Here is a 17,340-nt window from a genome sequence, read left to right on the forward strand (position 1 = left end):
CCGGATGACCGTGGTCGGACGTACGTCATAGGCTTGCCGCGTGGCCACTGTTGATGATCTCCGCCGCGCCGCTGCCGGTTTGCCCGGGAGCGAGGAGCGTGCGACGACAGGTGGTGCCGCGTGGTTCGTGCGCGGCAAGCTCTATGCGTGGGAGTGCCACCCATGGCCGAGCATCCCCGAAGACATGCGTGCGATCATCGCGGCCGAGCTCGTGGTCGGGGTGAAGGTCGCCGATCCCATCGACGCGCTCGCGCTCGTCGAGATGGCGCCCGACGTGTTCCTGCGAACGACGACGGCCTGGGGCGAGCCGAAGGTCGCGTTCCGCATGGCCGGCATCGATGAGCAGCATCTCGCCGAGCTCGTGACCGAGGCGTGGAGAGTGCAGGCTCCGAAGTATCTGAGGAACGAGTTCGACACTCGCGAGGCGAGCAACGGCCGGCGCACAATGGCCGCATCCGAGTGAGCGTGCCTGCTACGCCGCCTCCTCCTCCTCGGGGATGCCGAGACCGCGGGGGAACACGCTGTGGCGGAGCTGGGTCTCCATGGCCCCGACGATGTCTGCGATGTCGACGGCTGCAAGATCTGCAGGCCGCCAATCCGGCAAGACGTCCTGGTGGAGCGAGCCGGTGTTCTGCGCCACCAGCGCCTGCACCCCGGTGAACAGGTCGGGCTGCGTGGTGAACCAGCGTGCCAGGCGGAGCTCGCGCTCGAGCGCCTCGCGCAGCGTTTCGCCGTCGCGCGCGGCGCGCACGGAGCGCAAGGTCGCAGCGAGAGCCGTCGGCGAGAGCCGGAGCAGCATGTCGGCGGCCGCGGCCGCATTTCCGGCAGCCTCGGGGTCACTCGAATCGGCGGCGCGCAGTCCCGCGACCATTTCGCCGTTCGAGAACGCCCAGAGGTGCTCGAGGATCGCCTGGACCGTGTCGGCCGCATAGCAGGCGTCGATCCAGTCACGACGTGCGAGCACCGTCGAGGGGCCGGGGTCGACGGCGAATCGCCGAACCTTCTCATCGGGTGCGGAGGCATCGTCGGCGTCCTCGAGCGCCGCGGTCATTTCGCCGACCCGCTCGGTCGGCACCATCACGTCGGCGAAGCCGAGAGCGACGGCGTCCGCCGCGGTCAGGTCGACGGAGTTCAGGGCCAGGTATGTGCCGACCTCACCCGGGGTGCGAGCGAGCCGCCAGGTGGCACCTCCGTCGGGAACGAAGCCGTAGCCGGTCTCCGGCTGGCCGAGCTTGACCCGGTCGGTCACCACCCGTGTGGAGACGTGCCCGGCGAGCGAGATGCCGCTGCCCATCGTCATTCCGTGCATGATCGACACGACCGGCTTGGGGTACTCGGCGAGCTTCGCGATCAGACGGTACTCGTCGCGGAAGAACACCGCGCCGATCGTCATGCCCTCGGCCGCACGCTCCAGGATCTCGCGGAAGTCGCCGCCCGCGCAGAATCCGAAGTCGCCGACTCCGTCCAGCAGGATCGCCGTGACGGCGGGATCGACGGCCCACGCGTCGAGCGTCTCGGTCATGGCACGCATCATCTCGAGGTCGATCGCGTTGATCGACTCCGGACGGTTGAGACTCAGGTGGCCGAGTTGGCCGACGACGGCGGCGTTGACAGGCGTATGCACCTGCACAACGCTAACGGGCATCCGCCAGTGGTGACGACTCGACGTGCGGGCTCGGGCGAGCCTCGCGCCGGTGCCCTCAGCCGAGCGGCTCGAACTCGTTGAGCCGCCAGGTCTGATCGAACCAGGGCTCGAGCGGGCCGTAGAGACGAATGAGCGGGAACCAGGACTTTCCTGGCAGCGTCTCGACCCAGTTCGACTCCTTGCCGGCTGGTGCGGTCGGGCCGAAGTAGAGGTCGAACGAGCCGTCGTCGTTGGCCTGGAGCTTGCCGTCGTTGCTCGCGAGTGCGGGATACGGCGTCGACGGGATGACGAGCAGCGAGCGCGTCTGCGTGTCGTAGAGGTCGACGGCCCAGAAATTCTTCGCTGGGGGATTGGCGTCGACGCGCAGGCGGTAATTGCGTGCACCGTCGAGCAGCTGCCCTTCGGCGTCGTGCACCGTGTAGGCGTACGCCGAGCCCGCGCCGACCTGTGCGTGCGCCATCGCCGGGGTGATCACGGTCGCGAGGTAGTGGAACTGCGTGCGGGCATCGAGCAGTCGCGCCCCGTTCCGCAGGAACTCGTAGTCGCCGCCGACGAAGGCGTTGCGCCACGAGCCGTACAGCACGGCCTCGGGATCGCGCGGTTCGTACGTGACCGACCGGGCGAGCCCGGCGGCGATCAGTGCCGCCTGCTCGAGAATGCCGCGAAGCCGCGCATCGGGCTCGAACGGCTGACCGTTCGCGATGCCGATCGCGGCGAGCTGACCGGCACGCTCCGCGTCGAGGGCCTCGACCGGCTCCTCCTGCACGAGCACGGCCACCTCTTCGTAGAACGAGAAGTCGTTCGCGTGCACGGTGTTGAACGGTGTCTCGGCGAGGTCGATGAACTCGTTCGCCTCGGGGTTCGCGGCCTCGGCGAGCGGGTAGATGCGCGTCTGCTTCATCGCGGGCACGCCGCCGAGCGCGCGCAGCACGACGAAGTTCGTGTACGTCGGCGTGCGGTAGACGAAGTACCCGTCGGGCACCTCGCCGTCGTAGCCAGGCGGCAGGAAGAGGTATTTGCCGCCTGCACCCTTGTCAGGTCCGGCGATGCCCATGTCGGCGACGTAGCGGAACCAGAAGTCGTCGACGACGCAGAGCGACTGCGGCGGCGCCTCGATGACGGTGGGTCCCCACGACTTCAGGTCGAGCATGGTCGTGCCGTACGTCGTCTCGGTGTTCGGCGTGAGGAACAGCCCCTTCGACGTCGCCCGTGGTTCGGTGATGCCGATCTGCCTGGCCGAGGTGACACCTGCGACGCGGAGGCCCGCACGGAACGCCACGAGCGACGCGCCGGGGACGGCGTTCAGGAACACGTCGATGCCGCGGATCAAGTCGAGCGCGTTGTACGCGGTCTCGACGGTCTCGGGCAACGGCACCCCGTCGAAGAATCGCAACTCGCCGAACGGCGATGACACGGAGTCCGGCGTGCTCAGTGAGGCGACGGCCTCCGCCATCTCGTCAGCGGTGAGTCCTGGGCGGCGTTCTACTGACATGTTCCCCCTCGATCGAAATGCTGCTCTCACCTTGGCAGCGGCCCGGCCCGAAGACAAATGACCGAGCCGGACATGCGGCTCATCTCAGGGCGGCGACCCATTTCTCGATTCCGGCGGCGTCGATCGGCAGCGCAGCCGAGAGCACCTCGTGGCCGGTCTCCGTCACGAGCAGGTCGTCCTCGATGCGAATGCCGATGCCGCGAAGCTCGGGCGGGACCGTGAGGTCGTTGGCGTGGAAGTAGAGGCCCGGCTCGACTGCGAGAACCGAGCCGGGGCGCAGCGGCTCATCGAGGTAGCGTTCGTCGCCGATCCGGGCGCAGTCGTGGACGTCCAATCCGATGTGGTGTCCGGTGCCGCACGGCAGGTAACGACGATGCTGCTGCCCGGTCGGGGACATCGCCTCGTCGACCGAGACGCGCAGGATCCCGAGCTCGTGCAGCGCGGTCGCGATCGACTCGTAGGCGGTGCTTCGCATGTCGCGGAAGGATGCGCCGGGGCCGACTTTCGACATCGCGGCTCGATGCGCCCGCTCGACCAGCGCGTGCACCTCTCGCTGTGCGGGGGAGAACGTGCCGTCCACGGGAAGAGTGCGTGTGACGTCGGCCGTGTAGAGCGATCGCGCCTCGACGCCGGCATCCACGAGCACGACGTGGCCGGGAAGCACCGGGCCGTCGCAGCGCGTCCAGTGCAGGGTCGGGGCATGCGGCCCGCTGCCCACGACGGTCGAGTAGCCGACTCCGTTGCCGAAGGTCCTGGCATGGCGGTCGAAGGTCGCCTGCAACCAGCGTTCGCCTCCGAACTCCACGGCCGCCGGGAGCTCCGCGGCGACCGCGCGGAATCCGGCGACCGTGGCGTCGACCGCTGCGCGGAGCTGGGCGATCTCCCACACGTCCTTCACGAGCTTGGCTGCGGAGAGCGCGACGGCAAGGGCTGCGGATGCCTCGAGCCGACGCGGCAGTCGAGGCTCCGGTGCGCCCGCGACGAGGGCACCAGACGGGGCGGCCTCCAGCGCGGCGTCGAGGGCGTCGAGCGATCGCACCTCGAGGTCGAGGGCGCTCGACCAGTCGGCCAGGTCGGCGGCGGGGCCGATCCAGAGCTCGCCGCGCAGGGCATCGGCGTAGAACGCGTCCTGGCCGGGGCCCACGGGTTCCGGGAGGTAGAGGACGGCGTCGTGCCCTCCTGGGGCAGGGGTCATGACGAGTACGGCGCCCTCCGACTGGCAGGCCGTCAACCAGACGAAGTCGCTGTCGGCGCGGAAGCCGAACTCGGTGTCGTTCGAGCGCACGTGCGATCGCCCGGACGCCACGATGATCGTCCTCCCGGTGAACTGCGCGCTGATGAGCGAACGATGTCCATGCGCCGACGCGGGCGCTCCGGCGACGATATCGACGCGTCGATCGGCCGGGCCCCATCCCGACGCCATGTAGTCGCGAAAGGCCTGGGTCTCTGGGAGAGGCTGGGTACGTGGGTCGCGGAAGGTCTGAGGCTCTGGACGCATGGTGACCAGTAAGCCATCGGGGCGAACGAGCGTCAAGAAGCGCGCAATCAGTCGAGCGAAACATCCGGTGGACTACGCGCATTGCAAACAGAATGTCTCAATGCACCTCGCCTGAATGGCACTTGACGGGACGGAATGCAGTTCGATTGACACCCGCTGCGGCGCCTCAACACAATGTGGACATGACCGGTACCAACCCCCAGCCCACCGCAGCAGCACTCGACATCGACCTGGATCGGCGGGTGTTCGACATGGTCTCCTCAACCGCGAGCGTCGTCGACACGACGGCGCCGACCCGCTTCGTCTACCGGGAGTCGGGCGGCGTGCTGTGGGGGGAGTACGTCGGCGACACGGTCGCGATCGGCCGGTTCTGCGGAGTGCGCACGCAGGGGCGTATCGACATCTCGTTCGTCCACCGCGGTCACGACGCCGGCACTACGACGGGAACGGCATCGTCGGTCATCTCGGTCGACGACGAGGGCGCGTTGCTGCTGACCGAGGAGTTCGTCGCGCCGGACGGGAACCTCCACACGAGCATCTGCCGCGAGGTGGTCAGCGCCTGATCAGCGCCGACGTCGGTCCGGCACGCGCTCGACCCGGTCATCGCTCGTGCGAACGAACCGGGTCATGCCGAATCGTTCTCCGGAGTCCTCGACCGAGGAGCGCTCGGTGCGCGGCATCCGCAGGGACACGTGAGCGCGTTCCTCGTCCATGAGGAAGACCGTCGTCGTCGCCTTGATCGACGGCCACTGGGCCAGGCGAGTGGCGACGAGCTCGTGGATCGCCGCCACGTCGGGGGCGCGCACGAGGAGCATCGCGTCGTGTTCGCCGGTCGTCACCGCGAAGTACTCGAGTTCGCTGACCGAGGAGAGGCGCGCCCGGAAATCCGCCCACTGGCTCTGCCGGAGCGTGATGAACACCATGGCCGCGACGCCGATGCCGACCGCTGCCGGGTCGATCTCAGCATGGACGCCGCGGATGATGCCCGCCCGAACGAGGGCCTCGTATCGCGTGTACGCGTTGGATCGAGAGATTCCGAGGTGCTCGGCGAGCGCAGCGACCGAAGTCCGGCCGTCCTCTCGCAGGAGTTCGAGCATCCGAATATGCGTGTCGTCGAGGTGCATCCGAGACTCCATCTGTCCAGTCACAGCTACGGGGAGGGCCAGTACTGGAGAGAATATGCCACGGGACGGAGCATTGCTAGACATATGTTCCTGATTGGTGGGTTCTCATTGACGAATGATCTGAATACGCACTACTTTCTCACTCATCCCTCCAATCGATAAGGAGCACCACCTTGTCACGATCGTTCCACCGCGCCGCTCGGCGTGGCACCACTGCGCTCGGCCTGGCCGTCGCGGCCGCGCTGACATTCAGTGCCTGCTCGGCGGGCGCGCCCGCCGCAGCGCCCGCAGGCGGCTCGCTCGTCGTCGATGCATCGTTCGACCTGAAGACGGCCGACCCGAACCGCGAGTACGAGACGACCGGCTCGATCGTCGCGAAGGCGCTCTACGAGACGCTGCTCACCTTCGACGGCGACGACGTCACCGCGCCGATCGACGGACTCGCGAGCTATGAGATCAACGCGGACAACACCGTCGTGACGCTCACCATGAAGCCCGGGCACAAGTTCTCCGACGGCACGGAGGTCACGGTCGACGACGCGGTGTTCTCGCTGCAGCGCGTGCAGGGAGTGAAGGGCAACCCCTCGTTCCTGCTCGACGGGGTGACGATCGAGAAGACCTCGGATACGACGCTCACGTTGACGTCGGCGACACCGAACCCCGCCCTCCCGTTCATCCTGCCGAACCCGGCACTCGGCGTGGTCAACCAGGAGATCGTCGAGGAGAACGGCGGCAGCACGACCGCCGACGACTCCGCAGAGGCCTTCCTCAACTCGACGTCGGCGGGCTCGGGCCCGTACATGCTCGAGTCGTTCGATGCCGCTTCGCAGGTGGTCTTCACCGCGAACCCCGAGTACACGGGAGAGAAGCCCGCCTACGAGCGCGTCGTGCTCCGCAACGTGCAGGGGCCGACGCAGAAGCTGAACGTCGAGGCCGGCGACTCGCAGGTGGCGCTCGACCTCAATCCCGACCAGGTCGCCGAGCTCGACGCCTCCAAGGTCTCGATCATCGCGAACCCCTCGCGGTACATGATCTTCCTCCTGCTCAACCAGGACGCCTCGGTCAGCGAGATCACCAGCAACCCGAAGTTCCTCGAAGCGGTCAAGCTCGGCATCGACTACGACAAGATCGTCGAGCTCGCCGGTGACGGCTCGGTCCGGCCGGGCGGCTTCATCCCGTCGATCTTCAACGGCGCACTCGACGCAGCGGACGGCAACCAGTTCGATGCCGATGCCGCAGCGGCCGCGCTTGCCGAGTCGGGGTACGCCGGCGAGGAGGTCACGCTGAACTTCCCGAACGACATCACCGTGCAGGGCCTGTCATTGCAGAGCATCGCGGAGTCGATCCAGGCGCAGCTGAAGTCGGTGGGCATCACCGTCACGCTCGCACCCGCGCCGGTCGCGACCGAACTCGACGCCTACCGCAACGGCAAGGAGACGGTCGGTCTCTGGTACTGGGGCCCCGACTTCCCGGACCCCTCGAACTACCTCGCCTTCACGCCGGGTGAGCTCGTGGGCCTGCGCGCAGGGTGGGCGGCCGGTGCCGACCCCACTGTCACCGACCTCGCTGCTGCCGCCGTCGCCGCGACCGACCCTGCTGCACGCGCAACCGCGTACGAAGAGCTGCAGAAGGCGCAGAACGCGAGCGGACCCTTCATCCCGCTCCTGCAGCCCGCGCAGAACGTCGTGACCGCGCCGAGCATCACGGTCGTGCCGTTGAACCCGACCTGGACCGTCGATCTTGCCGGAATCAAGTAGCACCGCTCCGAACGAGCGACGCGCGCGAGCGGGAGTCCACCCGCTCGCGCGCTACCTCGGCATCAGGGCAGGGCTGACCGTCCTCCTGCTGTTCGGCGTCACGCTCGTCACCTTCACGCTCACGAATCTCGTCCCGGCCGACCCCGTGCAGGCGGCGCTGGGGGAGCAGGCCGCGGCCGACCCCGAGATCGTGCAGAAGTTCCGCGAAGACGCCGGTCTCGACCAGCCGCTCCCGGTGCAGTACCTCACCTATCTCGGCAACCTGCTGCACGGCGACCTCGGGATGTCGCAGCAGACGCACGCCCCGGTCGCAGACGACCTCGGCACGGCGTTCCCAGCCACGGCAGAACTCGCGATCGCGGCCATCCTCATCTCGATCGTCCTCGGCGTCGGGCTCGGCATGTGGGCGGCGCTCCGCCGACACAAGGTCACGGATCAGGTGATCCGCGTCGTGAGCCTCATCGGCATCTCGGTGCCCTCATTCTGGCTCGCACTCGTGGTCTACTTCGTCTTCTTCTCCCAACTGCACTGGTTCCCCGGATCGGGCAGGCTCTCGCCGGCGGCGGTCCCGCCGCCCCAAGTCACCGGCATGTACACCGTCGACTCACTGCTCGCCGGCCAATGGGCGACGTTCGCCGATGCCGTGTCGCACCTGATCCTGCCCGCAGCCGTGCTCGCGCTCTACACGATCGGCCTGCTGACTCGTTTCGCGCGCTCCGCCATCCTGGAGGTGCTCGACCTCGACTACGTGCGCGCGGCCAGGGCGAAGGGCTTGCCCGGGCACATCGTGGTCAACCGCTACGTGCTGCGCGGCGCGCTCGTGCCGATCATCACGGTGCTCGGCGTCGCCTTCGGCTCGTTGCTCTCCGGAACGGTGCTGGTCGAGAAGGTCTACTCGTGGCACGGCCTCGGCGAATACGCATACTCGGCCGCGACGAAGCTCGACCTCCCGGCGATCATGGGCGTCGGGCTCGTGGTCGGGTTCGTCTACATCGGACTCAACTTCATCATCGACGTGCTGTACGGCGTCATCGACCCGAGAGTGAGGGTCGCATGACCGACGTCATCGAAGAGAACGAGGTCATCGCAGAACGGGACGTCATCGCCGGACGGGACGTCATCGCGGAGCAGACACGGCGGAAGGGCCGACTGCGCGTCTCCAAGCAGTTGCGCACGCCGCTCGCCGTCACCGGCGCCGCGATCGTCGTGTTCTGGCTCCTCGTCGCCGTGTTCGCACAGTGGATCCGTCCGTACGACCCGCTCGCGCAGGACTTCCCGCGCCTGCTCGCGCCGAATGCGGAACACTGGTTCGGCACCGACCAGGTCGGTCGCGACGTGCTCTCCCGCGTGATCACGGGTGCGCAGGTCTCGATCCCGCTCGCGCTCATGCTCGTCGTGTTCGCGATGCTCATCGGCTCGCTGCTCGGAGCGATCGCGGGCTACTTCGGCAAGGCGATCGATGAAGTGATCATGCGGATCGCGGACCTCGTGTTCGCGTTTCCGACGATCATCCTCGCCATGGTCATCGCTGCGGCACTCGGCCCGAGCCTGACGAACGCGGTGATCGCGATGCTCATCGTGTCGTGGCCCGCGTACGCCCGAGTCAGCCGATCGCTCGTGCTCGGCGCACGCGACGCGGAGTACGTGGTGGCCGGTCGCCTGCTCGGCAACGGGCCCTTCACCTCGTTGCGCAAGGACATCCTGCCGAACGTGGTCTCGCCGGTCGTCGTGCTCGCCACGCTCGATGTCGGCACGGCCATCCTGCTCCTGTCCGGTCTGTCGTTCCTCGGGCTGGGAGCGATCCCGCCGACACCCGACTGGGGTGCGATGGTGGCCGAGGGCGTCCAGAACTTCTCGTCGTGGTGGATCTCGGTGTTCCCGGGCCTCGCCATCCTCACCGTCGTGCTCGCGTTCAACTTCCTCGGCGATGCGCTGCGGGACGCACTCGATCCCCGATCGCAGGAAGCCGTTCAGGGGCGATCGCTGTGACGATCACGAAGGGAACCACCGTGACGGAGACGGCACCGACGACCGGAGGCGTCGCCATCTCGGGCCTCACGCTCGGCTTCGGGCGAGGCGAGGCGCGCAAGGAGATCCTCCGGGGCATCGATCTCGTGATCCCGGCCGGCGAGATCACGGGCCTCGCCGGCGAGTCGGGTTCGGGCAAGACCATGACCGGGCTCGCGGTGTGCGGGCTCCTGCCAGCCGGGGCGGACCTCGGCGGCAGCATCCGGTTCGACGGAACCGAGCTCATCGGTCTCTCCCAGCGACGGATGAATCGCTACCGCGGAGCGAAGATCGCCATGATCTTCCAGGACCCCACCGCGAGCCTGCATCCGATGCTCACGATCGAAGCGCAACTGATCGATCACTACCGCTATCACCGAGGTGCCTCCAAGCGCGCCGCTCGAACGCGAGCGCTCGAGATGCTCGGTCTCGTCGCGGTGCCCGACCCCCGAGCGGCACTGCGGAAGTACCCGCACCAGTTCTCGGGCGGACAACTCCAGCGCATCGCGATCGCGAGCGCACTGATGTGCGAGCCGTCGGTGCTGATCGCCGATGAACCGACCACGGCACTCGACGTCACGGTGCAGGCCGGCATCCTCAGGCTGCTGCGCAGGCTCTGCGACGAGCTCGGCATCGCGATCGTCCTCGTGACGCACGACCTCGGCGTGATGTCGGCCCTGGCGGACACCATCGCGGTGATGCGGATGGGCGAGATCGTCGAGCACGGCGACCGCCATCAGGTCATCACCGCCCCGCAGCACCCCTACACGAAGTCCCTCATCGATGCCCTGCCTGAGACGGACACCGGTTCGCTCCTGCATGATGCGTCCGGAAGCGAGACGGCAGCATGACCCTCCTCGAAGTCGATGGACTCCAGGTCTCGTACAAGTTGCCGGGCCGGGGAACGCTGCGAGCCGTCGATGGTGTGAGCTTCGACCTCGAACCGCGCCAGGTGCTCGGGTTGGTCGGTGAGTCCGGGTGCGGCAAGTCCACACTGGCGAAGGCGGTCTGCGGGCTCGTGCCGACGTCGGGCGGGAGCATCGCCTTCAACGGCGCCCCGATCGGCAAGCTGGGTCTCCGCAAGCGCGATCCGCGGCTCATGCGCATCCAGATGGTCTTCCAGAATCCCTTCGCGTCGCTGAATCCGCGACGCACGATCGGGAGTCAGATCGAGGACGGACTTCGGGTGAACCCCGATCGCGACGCGTGGAACGTCGCCGATCTGCTCGAACACGTCGAGATGGATCCCGCCAGCCGCACGAGGTACCCGCACCAGTTCTCGGGCGGTCAGCGGCAGCGCGTCGCGATCGCGCGTGCCATCGCAGCCGGTCCTGAACTCCTGATCGGCGACGAGCCGATCGCCTCGCTCGACGCGTCGCTGCAGGCGCGCATCGCGATCCTCATGCGCAACCTCGCCCTCGAGACCGGCGCTGCGCTGCTCTTCATCAGCCACGACCTCTCGGTCGTCCGGGTGATCGCCGACGATGTCGCGGTGATGAACGCCGGCCGGATCGTCGAACGCGGACCGGTCGACCGGGTGTGGACCGCTCCGCAGGAGCCGTACACCCAACGCCTGCTCGCGGCGATTCCGGTCGCCGACGGGATGGGAAGGCTCCCCGGAGCGGCCTGACGACCGCCCCGGGAAGCCGGGCTCACTCCGCCGGGGTGTCAGCCTTCACGAGCTGCCCGCCGGCGAGCCCGGCGAGGATCGAGCCGACATCGAGCCCGGTCAGCGACTTGACGACCTCGGTGCCCTCGCCGAGCACCTGGCCGACGGTCTTCGTGACCGCGCTCGCGCCGTCGGTCGAGACGACGGTCAGCGTCTTGATGTTCGAGATCGGCTCCGCCGCGGCCCGTACGATCTCGGGCAGGCGCGAGATGATCTCCTGCGCGAGGGCGGCCTCGCCGTACTTCTTCAGGGCCATGGCCTTCGCGTCGGTGGCGGCGGCCTCGGCGAGACCTTCGGCCTGGATCGCCGAGGCGCGGGCTTCACCGTCGGCGCGGATACCGGCGGCGAGCGCCACCTGGCGATCGCGCTCGGCCTCACCGGCGAAGCGCACGGAGGTCGCCGACGCCTCGGCGTCCTGCACCGCCGCGACCTTGTTGGCCTCGGCGATCTTCGTGCGCTTGTAGGCCTCGGCCTCGGTGCTCGCGTTGGCGGCGTCGCGGAGGGCGGTGGCGCGCTGCACCTCGGCGTACGCCTCGGCCTCGGCGGGCTTGCGGATCTCGATGTCGAGCCGCTCCTGCGTCACGAGCGCCTGTTCCGAGAGGGCGTCGCGCTCCTGCACGGCGACGAGCTTGTCCTGTTCGGCCTTCGCGAGCTGACCGGATGCCTCGGCCTCTGCGTTGGCCCGATCGGTCTCGGCCTTGATCGTGGCCTGCTTCAGGCTCAGCGCCTTCTGCCGCTCGGCGACCTGCTCGGCCGCTTCGATGCGCGCGAACTCGCTGACCCGCGCGGCTTCTGCCTCGCTCACCTCGGCGACCTGACGCGCGCGGGCGGCCTCGGCGCGACCGAGGTTCGCGAGGTACTCGCTGCCGGGCGTGGAGATGTCGGAGATGTTCAGCAGGTCGACTTGCAGGCCCTGCTCGACGAGGTCGGTCTTCGTCTCGGCGACGACCCGGTCGGAGAGGCTCTTGCGGTCGGAGATGATCTGCTCGATCGTCATGTCGCCGACGATCGAACGCAGCGAGCCCTCGAGGGATTCCTTGATGATCTCGGTGAGCAGGCTCTGCTGCGAGAGGAAGCGCTGGGCCGCTCGGCGCACGCCGTCTTCGGTGCCGCTGACCTTGAAGTTGATCGAGGCCTTGATCGCGATCTTGATGCGGTTCTTGTCGACGCCCTCGACGGTGATGCCGATCTGGCGCTGCTCGAGCGAGATCGCGAAGCCCTGCTGCAGGATCGGCCAGATGAAGGTGCGCCCGCCGATGACCACGCGCTGCGCGGACGACTGCTCGGGTGCCGCACGGCCGGCACCGCGGCCGACGATGACGAGCGCCTCGTTCGGCGGGACGCGCCGGATTCGGCGGGCGATGAACGTCAGGAGGGCGAGCAGCGCGACGACGATCGCGACGACGGAGATGACTTGGATCAGTATGGGGGAGAGCATTGGGTTCCTTTCGGGAGGAATCGCTGGGACGTGATGGTGCAGTGGTCGATCAGGGTTCGAGCGGGAAGAGACGGTGGGGCGGGAAGGAGCGCGATACGCGGGCTCAGCCCGCGACGACCTTCACCCGGCTGCCGGCGTGCTCGACGACGCGGATGCGGGCGCCTTCGGCGATCGGCTCATCGGAGTAGGCGAGCCGGCGTTCGACCTCGCCGGGGCCGTCGAGGCTCACCTCGCCACCGGCGGTGGTGACATCCGACTTCGCGACGCCCGAGAGTCCCACCGCCGAGGCGGGCACCCCGTCGGAGCTTCGGGTCAGGTTGCGGATCGCGAGCACGCACAGCACGTAGGCGACCGCGGCGAGCACGACCGACAGCACGTAGACCCAGACGAGTTCGAGTCCCATGCTCGCGACGAGCGCGCCGGATGCGCCGAAGACGACCATGCCGACGGCGAGCGCGGTGCCCGAGAGTGCGCCGTCGCCGATCTCGAGGTGGTCGAAGATATCGCCGAGCACAAGCGAGATGACGAGGAGGACGAGGCCGATGCCTCCGACGATGAGGAACGGAAGGAGCATCGACTGCCTCTCTGCGCGCGCGAAAGCCCGGGCGGGAGGTGTGCTCGGGTCGACCCACCCTATCGGGTGGACGAACACCGTGCAGCCTGGTCTCCACAGGGCAGTTGCGAGGAGCGGCGTCGAGCGCCGATCGTAGCGCCCGGGGCTCAGACCGCGTGCTGCTGCGGCACGAGCAGCGCGTCGACGGCGTCGACGCCGCGAATGGTTCGCATGAGCGAGACGATCTCGTCGACGACGGCGATCGTGAGCCCGCGGCAGACGATGCTGTAGGGGCCGAGGGCGTCGAGCCCGCCGGCCCGGATGCGGATGACCTCCCAACCGACCTCGCGCAGCGCCTCGTCCTTCTCGAGGTCGGAACCCGCCTTCAGTCCGAGATGGGCGCGCCTCGACCGCCCCGGATCGTCGTACTCGACGGCGATGCGCAGCTGCGGCACGAGGATGTCGGGCCACACCTCCTGCTTGCCGTAGAACATGCGGGCGATGCGCACCGCGTTCACGCGATGGTGCAGGCGGATGCGCTCGCCGAGCAGCATGCGCAGACGCTGCTCGATCTGCGAGGTGCCGACCTTGAGTCCGGGCTTCATGAACGCGACCCCGGCCTCGCGGCGGGCACCGGGTGCTGCGGCGTTCGCCCGGCATTTCGCACAACTCGGACCGGTCAGCACCTCGCCGACCGTCGCCGCGTAGCGATCGTGGCCGCGGGCGCACCGCCACTCGTAGCTCGCGCCGATGCGCGTCTCGCGGGCGAGCGCGGCGCGTTGCGGCGGGGCCACTCGACCGAGGAGCTCGGCGCGGGAGCGCTGGGTCTCGTGCAGCAGCATGCAGAGCGGGCACACCCGGGCGAGCTGCACCGAGCCGGAGGCCCCCGCCTCGGCGCCGTGCCCGCACCGGAAGCTCACGGCGACCATCGGTGCCGTTCGATCTCGTTCATGGTGAGATCATCGCCCGCGCCACCGACATGGAGACGATCGCGATGTCGGCTGCACCGGCGAGAATGGGAGCATGCGGATCGTGGTCGGTGCGATGGGGCCCGGCCGGGTCGCCCTCGTCGACCCCTCCGTCTCGAGCGATCCGTTCGACTCGGTGACGATGCGGGAGTTCCCTGGTCTCGTGCAGGCACTCGAGTCGTCGCGTCGTCCGCGATGGATCTGGGCCGACACCCGGCGTTGGTACCCGCGACTCCTTGCCGAGGGGGTTCGCGTCGATCGCTGCCACGATCTCGTGCTCGCGGCAGCGATCCTCGACCAGTCCACCACCACCGCCGCCGCTCGCGGCGATGGGGTGAGAGCCCGCCCCGATTGGCTGCCCGCCGGGCCCGCCGAAGCCGGGCAGGCGGGTGTGGTCGTGCCCGCGGCATCCGCTGTGCATTCGCCCCTCTTCGAATTCGACGACTTCGACGGCGAGACGAATGCCTCCGAGCCCGTCGAGCCCGCAGGCCCGCGCGATGTGCTCGCGGTTCCGGTCGATGCCGTGCTCGCCGAGCACGCGCGGCAGCTCGCGCTCGTCGCGGCGTCGGAGCGGCCGGGCGCGCTGAGGCTCCTGATCGCGGCCGAGTCCGCCGGCGCCCTGATCGGCGCCGAACTGCACGCAGCCGGGTTGCCGTGGCATCGCGGAGTGCATGAGGCCGTGCTCGCGACCGAGCTCGGTCCGAAGCCCGCGCCGGGCCGCAAGCCGGCCCGCATGGAGGAGCTCGCGACCGAGGTGCGCGCGCTGCTCGGCGCCCCCGCGGTGAACCTCGACTCGCAGGTCGACCTGCTGAAGGCGCTGCGCCGAGCCGGCATCCAGGTCGAGTCGACGAGCCGGTGGGAACTGCGCGAGCACGAGCACCCGGCGATCGAGCCGCTCGTCGCATACAAGAAGCTCGCCCGGCTGCTCAGCGCGAACGCGTGGTCGTGGCTCGACGAGTGGATCGTCGACGGCCGCTTCCGCCCCGACTACGTGCCGGGCGGCACGGCCACCGGCCGCTGGGCGACCGCGGGCGGCGGGGCGCTGCAACTGCCGAAGAACGTGCGCAGTGCCGTCGTCGCCGACCCCGGCTGGTCGCTCGTGGTCGCCGATGCGGCGCAACTCGAACCGCGGGTCCTCGCCGGTCTCGCGCACGACCAGGCGATGGCCGAGGCCGGGCGCGGGCGCGACTTCTACAGCGGCATCGTCGGCGCAGGGGTCGTCGAGACCCGCGACCAGGCGAAGGTGGCCATCCTCGGTGCGATGTACGGCGCGACGACCGGCGAGAGCGGTCGCCTCGTGCCGCGTCTGGCGCGGGCGTATCCGCGCGCGATGGCGCTCGTCGATCGGGCCGCGGCAGAGGGGGAGCGCGGGGCGAGCGTCACTACGCTGCTCGGGCGGTCGTCACCGCTGCCGGGCGTCGACTGGCGCGCGACGCAGTCACTGGCCTCGCAGCCCGAGGCGACGTCGGCCGACGAACGACGTGCGCGGTCGCGTGCACGCGACTGGGGCCGGTTCACGCGCAATTTCGTCGTGCAGGGCACCGCCGCCGAATGGGCGCTCTGCTGGATGGCGGGTCTCCGCTCCAAGCTCGGCGCCATCGCAGGTGCGTCCCCCGTGCCCGCCGTGGCTGCGCACCGTTCAGGCCCGGCCTTCGAGCGGATGCCGCACCTCGTCTACTACCTGCACGACGAGATCATCGTGCACACGCCCTCCGAGCTCGCCGACCAGGTCGCCGTCGCCGTCGCCGACGCGGCGACCGAGGCAGGGCGGCTGCTCTTCGGAGAGTTCCCCGTGGAGTTCCCGCTCGATCTCGCGGTCGTCGAGAGCTACGCGTCGGCCGACGCCTGAGCGTCCTCCGCCGCGGGCGTCGACGCAGAGGGGCGACGTCCGCGCCGCGGTCGCTCCATACGCGGGGCGAAGGCGAGATCGTGCGCGCCGAGCTCCTGCTCCACCTCGTCGAGCCAGCGCAGCGCCGCGCTCGCCCGGGCCGACTCGGCCACGGCCGCGAGGCCGGCGAGCCGTGCGGAGGCACCGGTCTCAGTGGAGGACGGCTGCTCCGAAGCTCTCGTCGGACGTGAGCGAGCGGATGCCTCGCGCTCCCGCTCGCGCCAGCGCACGCGTTCCGCCGCGACGATCGGACCGGCGTCGACGCCCGGGAGCGACGCGGCCACGAGGACCCGGTCGACGGTCTCGTCCCACGGGTCGCTGCCCGAGGCATCCGCGCCGGCGAACCAGGCCGACGTCGCCGCGGAACCCGCCGCCGTCGCCCGGTAGAGAGGGAGCCCGTCATCGGTGGCGCCGGCCGACTCCACGAGGCCCTGCTTGCCGAGCCGCTCGAGCGTGGCGTAGCTCTGGCCGACGTTCACGCTGCGCCGCCCTCCGGTGCGCTCGGCGAGGTCGCCGTGCAGCTGGAACCCGTATCCCGGGCCTGCGGAGAGCAGGGCGAGCAGTGCGTCGCGGACGGCCATTCGAACTCCGATCGAAGTCAACGTTTCACCGAGTATATGGTTTCGAACCTTGTCAATGAGCCTGATGCGGGGCATAATCGGCGATGACGGCTCGCTCGTCGACAACCGAATACCGTCATCTGTCCGTCAGAGGTCGTTGGGGAAGACGCACCTCGAGAACGGAGTATGAGATGACGAAGAATGCCACGCGGGCAGTGCGCACCGCGCGAGGCGTGCTGTTCGTGCACTCCTCGCCGAAGGCGCTGTGTCCGCATGTCGAGTGGGCGGCCGGCAGTGCGCTCGGTGTCGCCGTGAACTTCGACTGGAGCGAGCAGCCGGTGCTTCGCGGTGCCATGCGCGCGGAGTTCTACTGGGAGGGCGAGGCCGGGAGCGGCGCCAAGCTCGCCTCGGCGCTGCGCGGTTGGGAGCAGCTGCGCTTCGAGGTGAGTGAAGACCCCACCCCGGGCTCCGACGGCGCCCGGTGGATGCACACGCCCGAACTGGGCGTCTTCTTCGCGCAGACCGACACCGCCGGCAACACGGTGGTGCCCGAGGACCGCATCCGGTACGCGATGGCGGTCGGCGGCACCGACCCGATCGAGCTGCACCGCGAACTGCGCCTCGCCCTCGGGCAGGCGTGGGACGACGAACTCGAACCGTTCCGTCACGCGAGCGACTTCGCCCCGGTCGTCTGGTTGCACCAGGTGGGCTGAGCGAACCTCGGTCCGCCGGCGGCGTGAC

General features: G+C 69.2%; 17 protein-coding genes. 9 read left to right on the forward strand and 8 right to left on the reverse strand.

Annotation, left to right across the window (positions count from 1 at the left end; genetic code table 11):
• Positions 1-40: 40 nt before the first annotated feature.
• Positions 41-463, forward strand: coding sequence for an MmcQ/YjbR family DNA-binding protein (locus ASE14_RS01535; RefSeq protein ID WP_056649778.1), 423 nt, complete (start codon positions 41-43; stop codon positions 461-463).
• A gap of 9 nt (positions 464-472) precedes the next feature.
• Here the strand turns inward: ASE14_RS01535 and ASE14_RS01540 are convergent, their stop codons facing one another.
• The 3 genes from ASE14_RS01540 to ASE14_RS01550 form a co-directional block, all read right to left on the reverse strand.
• On the reverse strand, positions 473-1,624 hold the full coding sequence (locus tag ASE14_RS01540) for an enoyl-CoA hydratase/isomerase family protein (RefSeq protein ID WP_235511047.1): 1,152 nt from the start codon (positions 1,622-1,624) through the stop codon (positions 473-475).
• 76 nt (positions 1,625-1,700) lie between these two features.
• The gene (locus tag ASE14_RS01545) at positions 1,701-3,137 is read right to left on the reverse strand and encodes a DUF1254 domain-containing protein (RefSeq protein WP_082599920.1); all 1,437 of its coding nucleotides are present in this window, start codon (positions 3,135-3,137) and stop codon (positions 1,701-1,703) included.
• A 79-nt stretch (positions 3,138-3,216) separates the two neighbouring features.
• Complete coding sequence (locus ASE14_RS01550) at positions 3,217-4,635, reverse strand: aminopeptidase P family protein (RefSeq protein ID WP_056649785.1); 1,419 nt, start codon at positions 4,633-4,635, stop codon at positions 3,217-3,219.
• Positions 4,636-4,817: 182 nt separating this feature from the next.
• On the opposite strand from ASE14_RS01550, the gene ASE14_RS01555 reads away from it, so the two are divergent.
• A complete protein-coding gene (locus ASE14_RS01555) occupies positions 4,818-5,198 on the forward strand; it encodes a hypothetical protein (RefSeq protein WP_056649788.1) in 381 nt (126 codons plus the stop codon).
• Here ASE14_RS01555 and ASE14_RS01560 read toward each other — a convergent pair whose 3' ends face one another.
• Positions 5,199-5,759: an Lrp/AsnC family transcriptional regulator gene (locus ASE14_RS01560; RefSeq protein WP_162257685.1), complete on the reverse strand. Its 561-nt coding sequence runs from the start codon at positions 5,757-5,759 to the stop codon at positions 5,199-5,201.
• A 173-nt stretch (positions 5,760-5,932) separates the two neighbouring features.
• Here ASE14_RS01560 and ASE14_RS01565 point away from each other — a divergent pair, with 173 nt between their 5' ends.
• Genes ASE14_RS01565 through ASE14_RS01585 form a run of 5 tightly spaced genes read left to right on the forward strand, consistent with a single transcriptional unit; the run spans position 5,933 to position 11,153 of the window.
• A complete protein-coding gene (locus tag ASE14_RS01565; RefSeq protein ID WP_056649792.1) occupies positions 5,933-7,516 on the forward strand; it encodes an ABC transporter substrate-binding protein in 1,584 nt (527 codons plus the stop codon).
• A complete protein-coding gene (locus ASE14_RS01570; protein ID WP_056649796.1) occupies positions 7,500-8,573 on the forward strand; it encodes an ABC transporter permease in 1,074 nt (357 codons plus the stop codon). Before ASE14_RS01565 ends, ASE14_RS01570 begins: the two co-directional genes overlap by 17 nt.
• The gene (locus tag ASE14_RS01575; RefSeq protein WP_082599925.1) at positions 8,570-9,505 is read left to right on the forward strand and encodes an ABC transporter permease; all 936 of its coding nucleotides are present in this window, start codon (positions 8,570-8,572) and stop codon (positions 9,503-9,505) included. Before ASE14_RS01570 ends, ASE14_RS01575 begins: the two co-directional genes overlap by 4 nt.
• Before the next feature lie 20 nt (positions 9,506-9,525).
• A complete protein-coding gene (locus ASE14_RS01580; RefSeq protein WP_056651624.1) occupies positions 9,526-10,374 on the forward strand; it encodes an ABC transporter ATP-binding protein in 849 nt (282 codons plus the stop codon).
• Positions 10,371-11,153, forward strand: coding sequence for an ABC transporter ATP-binding protein (locus ASE14_RS01585; protein WP_056649799.1), 783 nt, complete (start codon positions 10,371-10,373; stop codon positions 11,151-11,153). The genes ASE14_RS01580 and ASE14_RS01585 overlap by 4 nt, the downstream gene beginning before the upstream one ends.
• 22 nt (positions 11,154-11,175) lie before the next feature.
• Here ASE14_RS01585 and ASE14_RS01590 read toward each other — a convergent pair whose 3' ends face one another.
• The 3 genes from ASE14_RS01590 to ASE14_RS01600 form a co-directional block, all read right to left on the reverse strand.
• On the reverse strand, positions 11,176-12,630 hold the full coding sequence (locus tag ASE14_RS01590) for a flotillin family protein (RefSeq protein ID WP_056649802.1): 1,455 nt from the start codon (positions 12,628-12,630) through the stop codon (positions 11,176-11,178).
• 103 nt (positions 12,631-12,733) lie between these two features.
• Positions 12,734-13,204, reverse strand: a complete 471-nt coding sequence (locus ASE14_RS01595; protein WP_056649805.1) for an NfeD family protein — start codon at positions 13,202-13,204, stop codon at positions 12,734-12,736.
• 146 nt (positions 13,205-13,350) lie between these two features.
• The gene (locus ASE14_RS01600) at positions 13,351-14,112 is read right to left on the reverse strand and encodes a hypothetical protein (RefSeq protein ID WP_056649808.1); all 762 of its coding nucleotides are present in this window, start codon (positions 14,110-14,112) and stop codon (positions 13,351-13,353) included.
• A 94-nt stretch (positions 14,113-14,206) separates the two neighbouring features.
• Between ASE14_RS01600 and ASE14_RS01605 the strand changes: the two genes are divergently transcribed.
• Entirely contained in the window at positions 14,207-16,000 is a 1,794-nt protein-coding gene (locus ASE14_RS01605) for a bifunctional 3'-5' exonuclease/DNA polymerase (RefSeq protein ID WP_056649809.1), read from the forward strand.
• Here the strand turns inward: ASE14_RS01605 and ASE14_RS01610 are convergent.
• Positions 15,979-16,620, reverse strand: a complete 642-nt coding sequence (locus ASE14_RS01610) for a PadR family transcriptional regulator (RefSeq protein WP_056649812.1) — start codon at positions 16,618-16,620, stop codon at positions 15,979-15,981. The two genes, ASE14_RS01605 and ASE14_RS01610, sit on opposite strands and share 22 nt — an antisense overlap.
• A gap of 170 nt (positions 16,621-16,790) precedes the next feature.
• Here ASE14_RS01610 and ASE14_RS01615 point away from each other — a divergent pair, with 170 nt between their 5' ends.
• Positions 16,791-17,312, forward strand: coding sequence for a DUF3145 domain-containing protein (locus tag ASE14_RS01615; RefSeq protein WP_056649815.1), 522 nt, complete (start codon positions 16,791-16,793; stop codon positions 17,310-17,312).
• Positions 17,313-17,340: the final 28 nt, after the last annotated feature.

This window comes from Agromyces sp. Root81, from assembly GCF_001429165.1.
In the GTDB taxonomy this organism is placed as follows: domain Bacteria; phylum Actinomycetota; class Actinomycetes; order Actinomycetales; family Microbacteriaceae; genus Agromyces.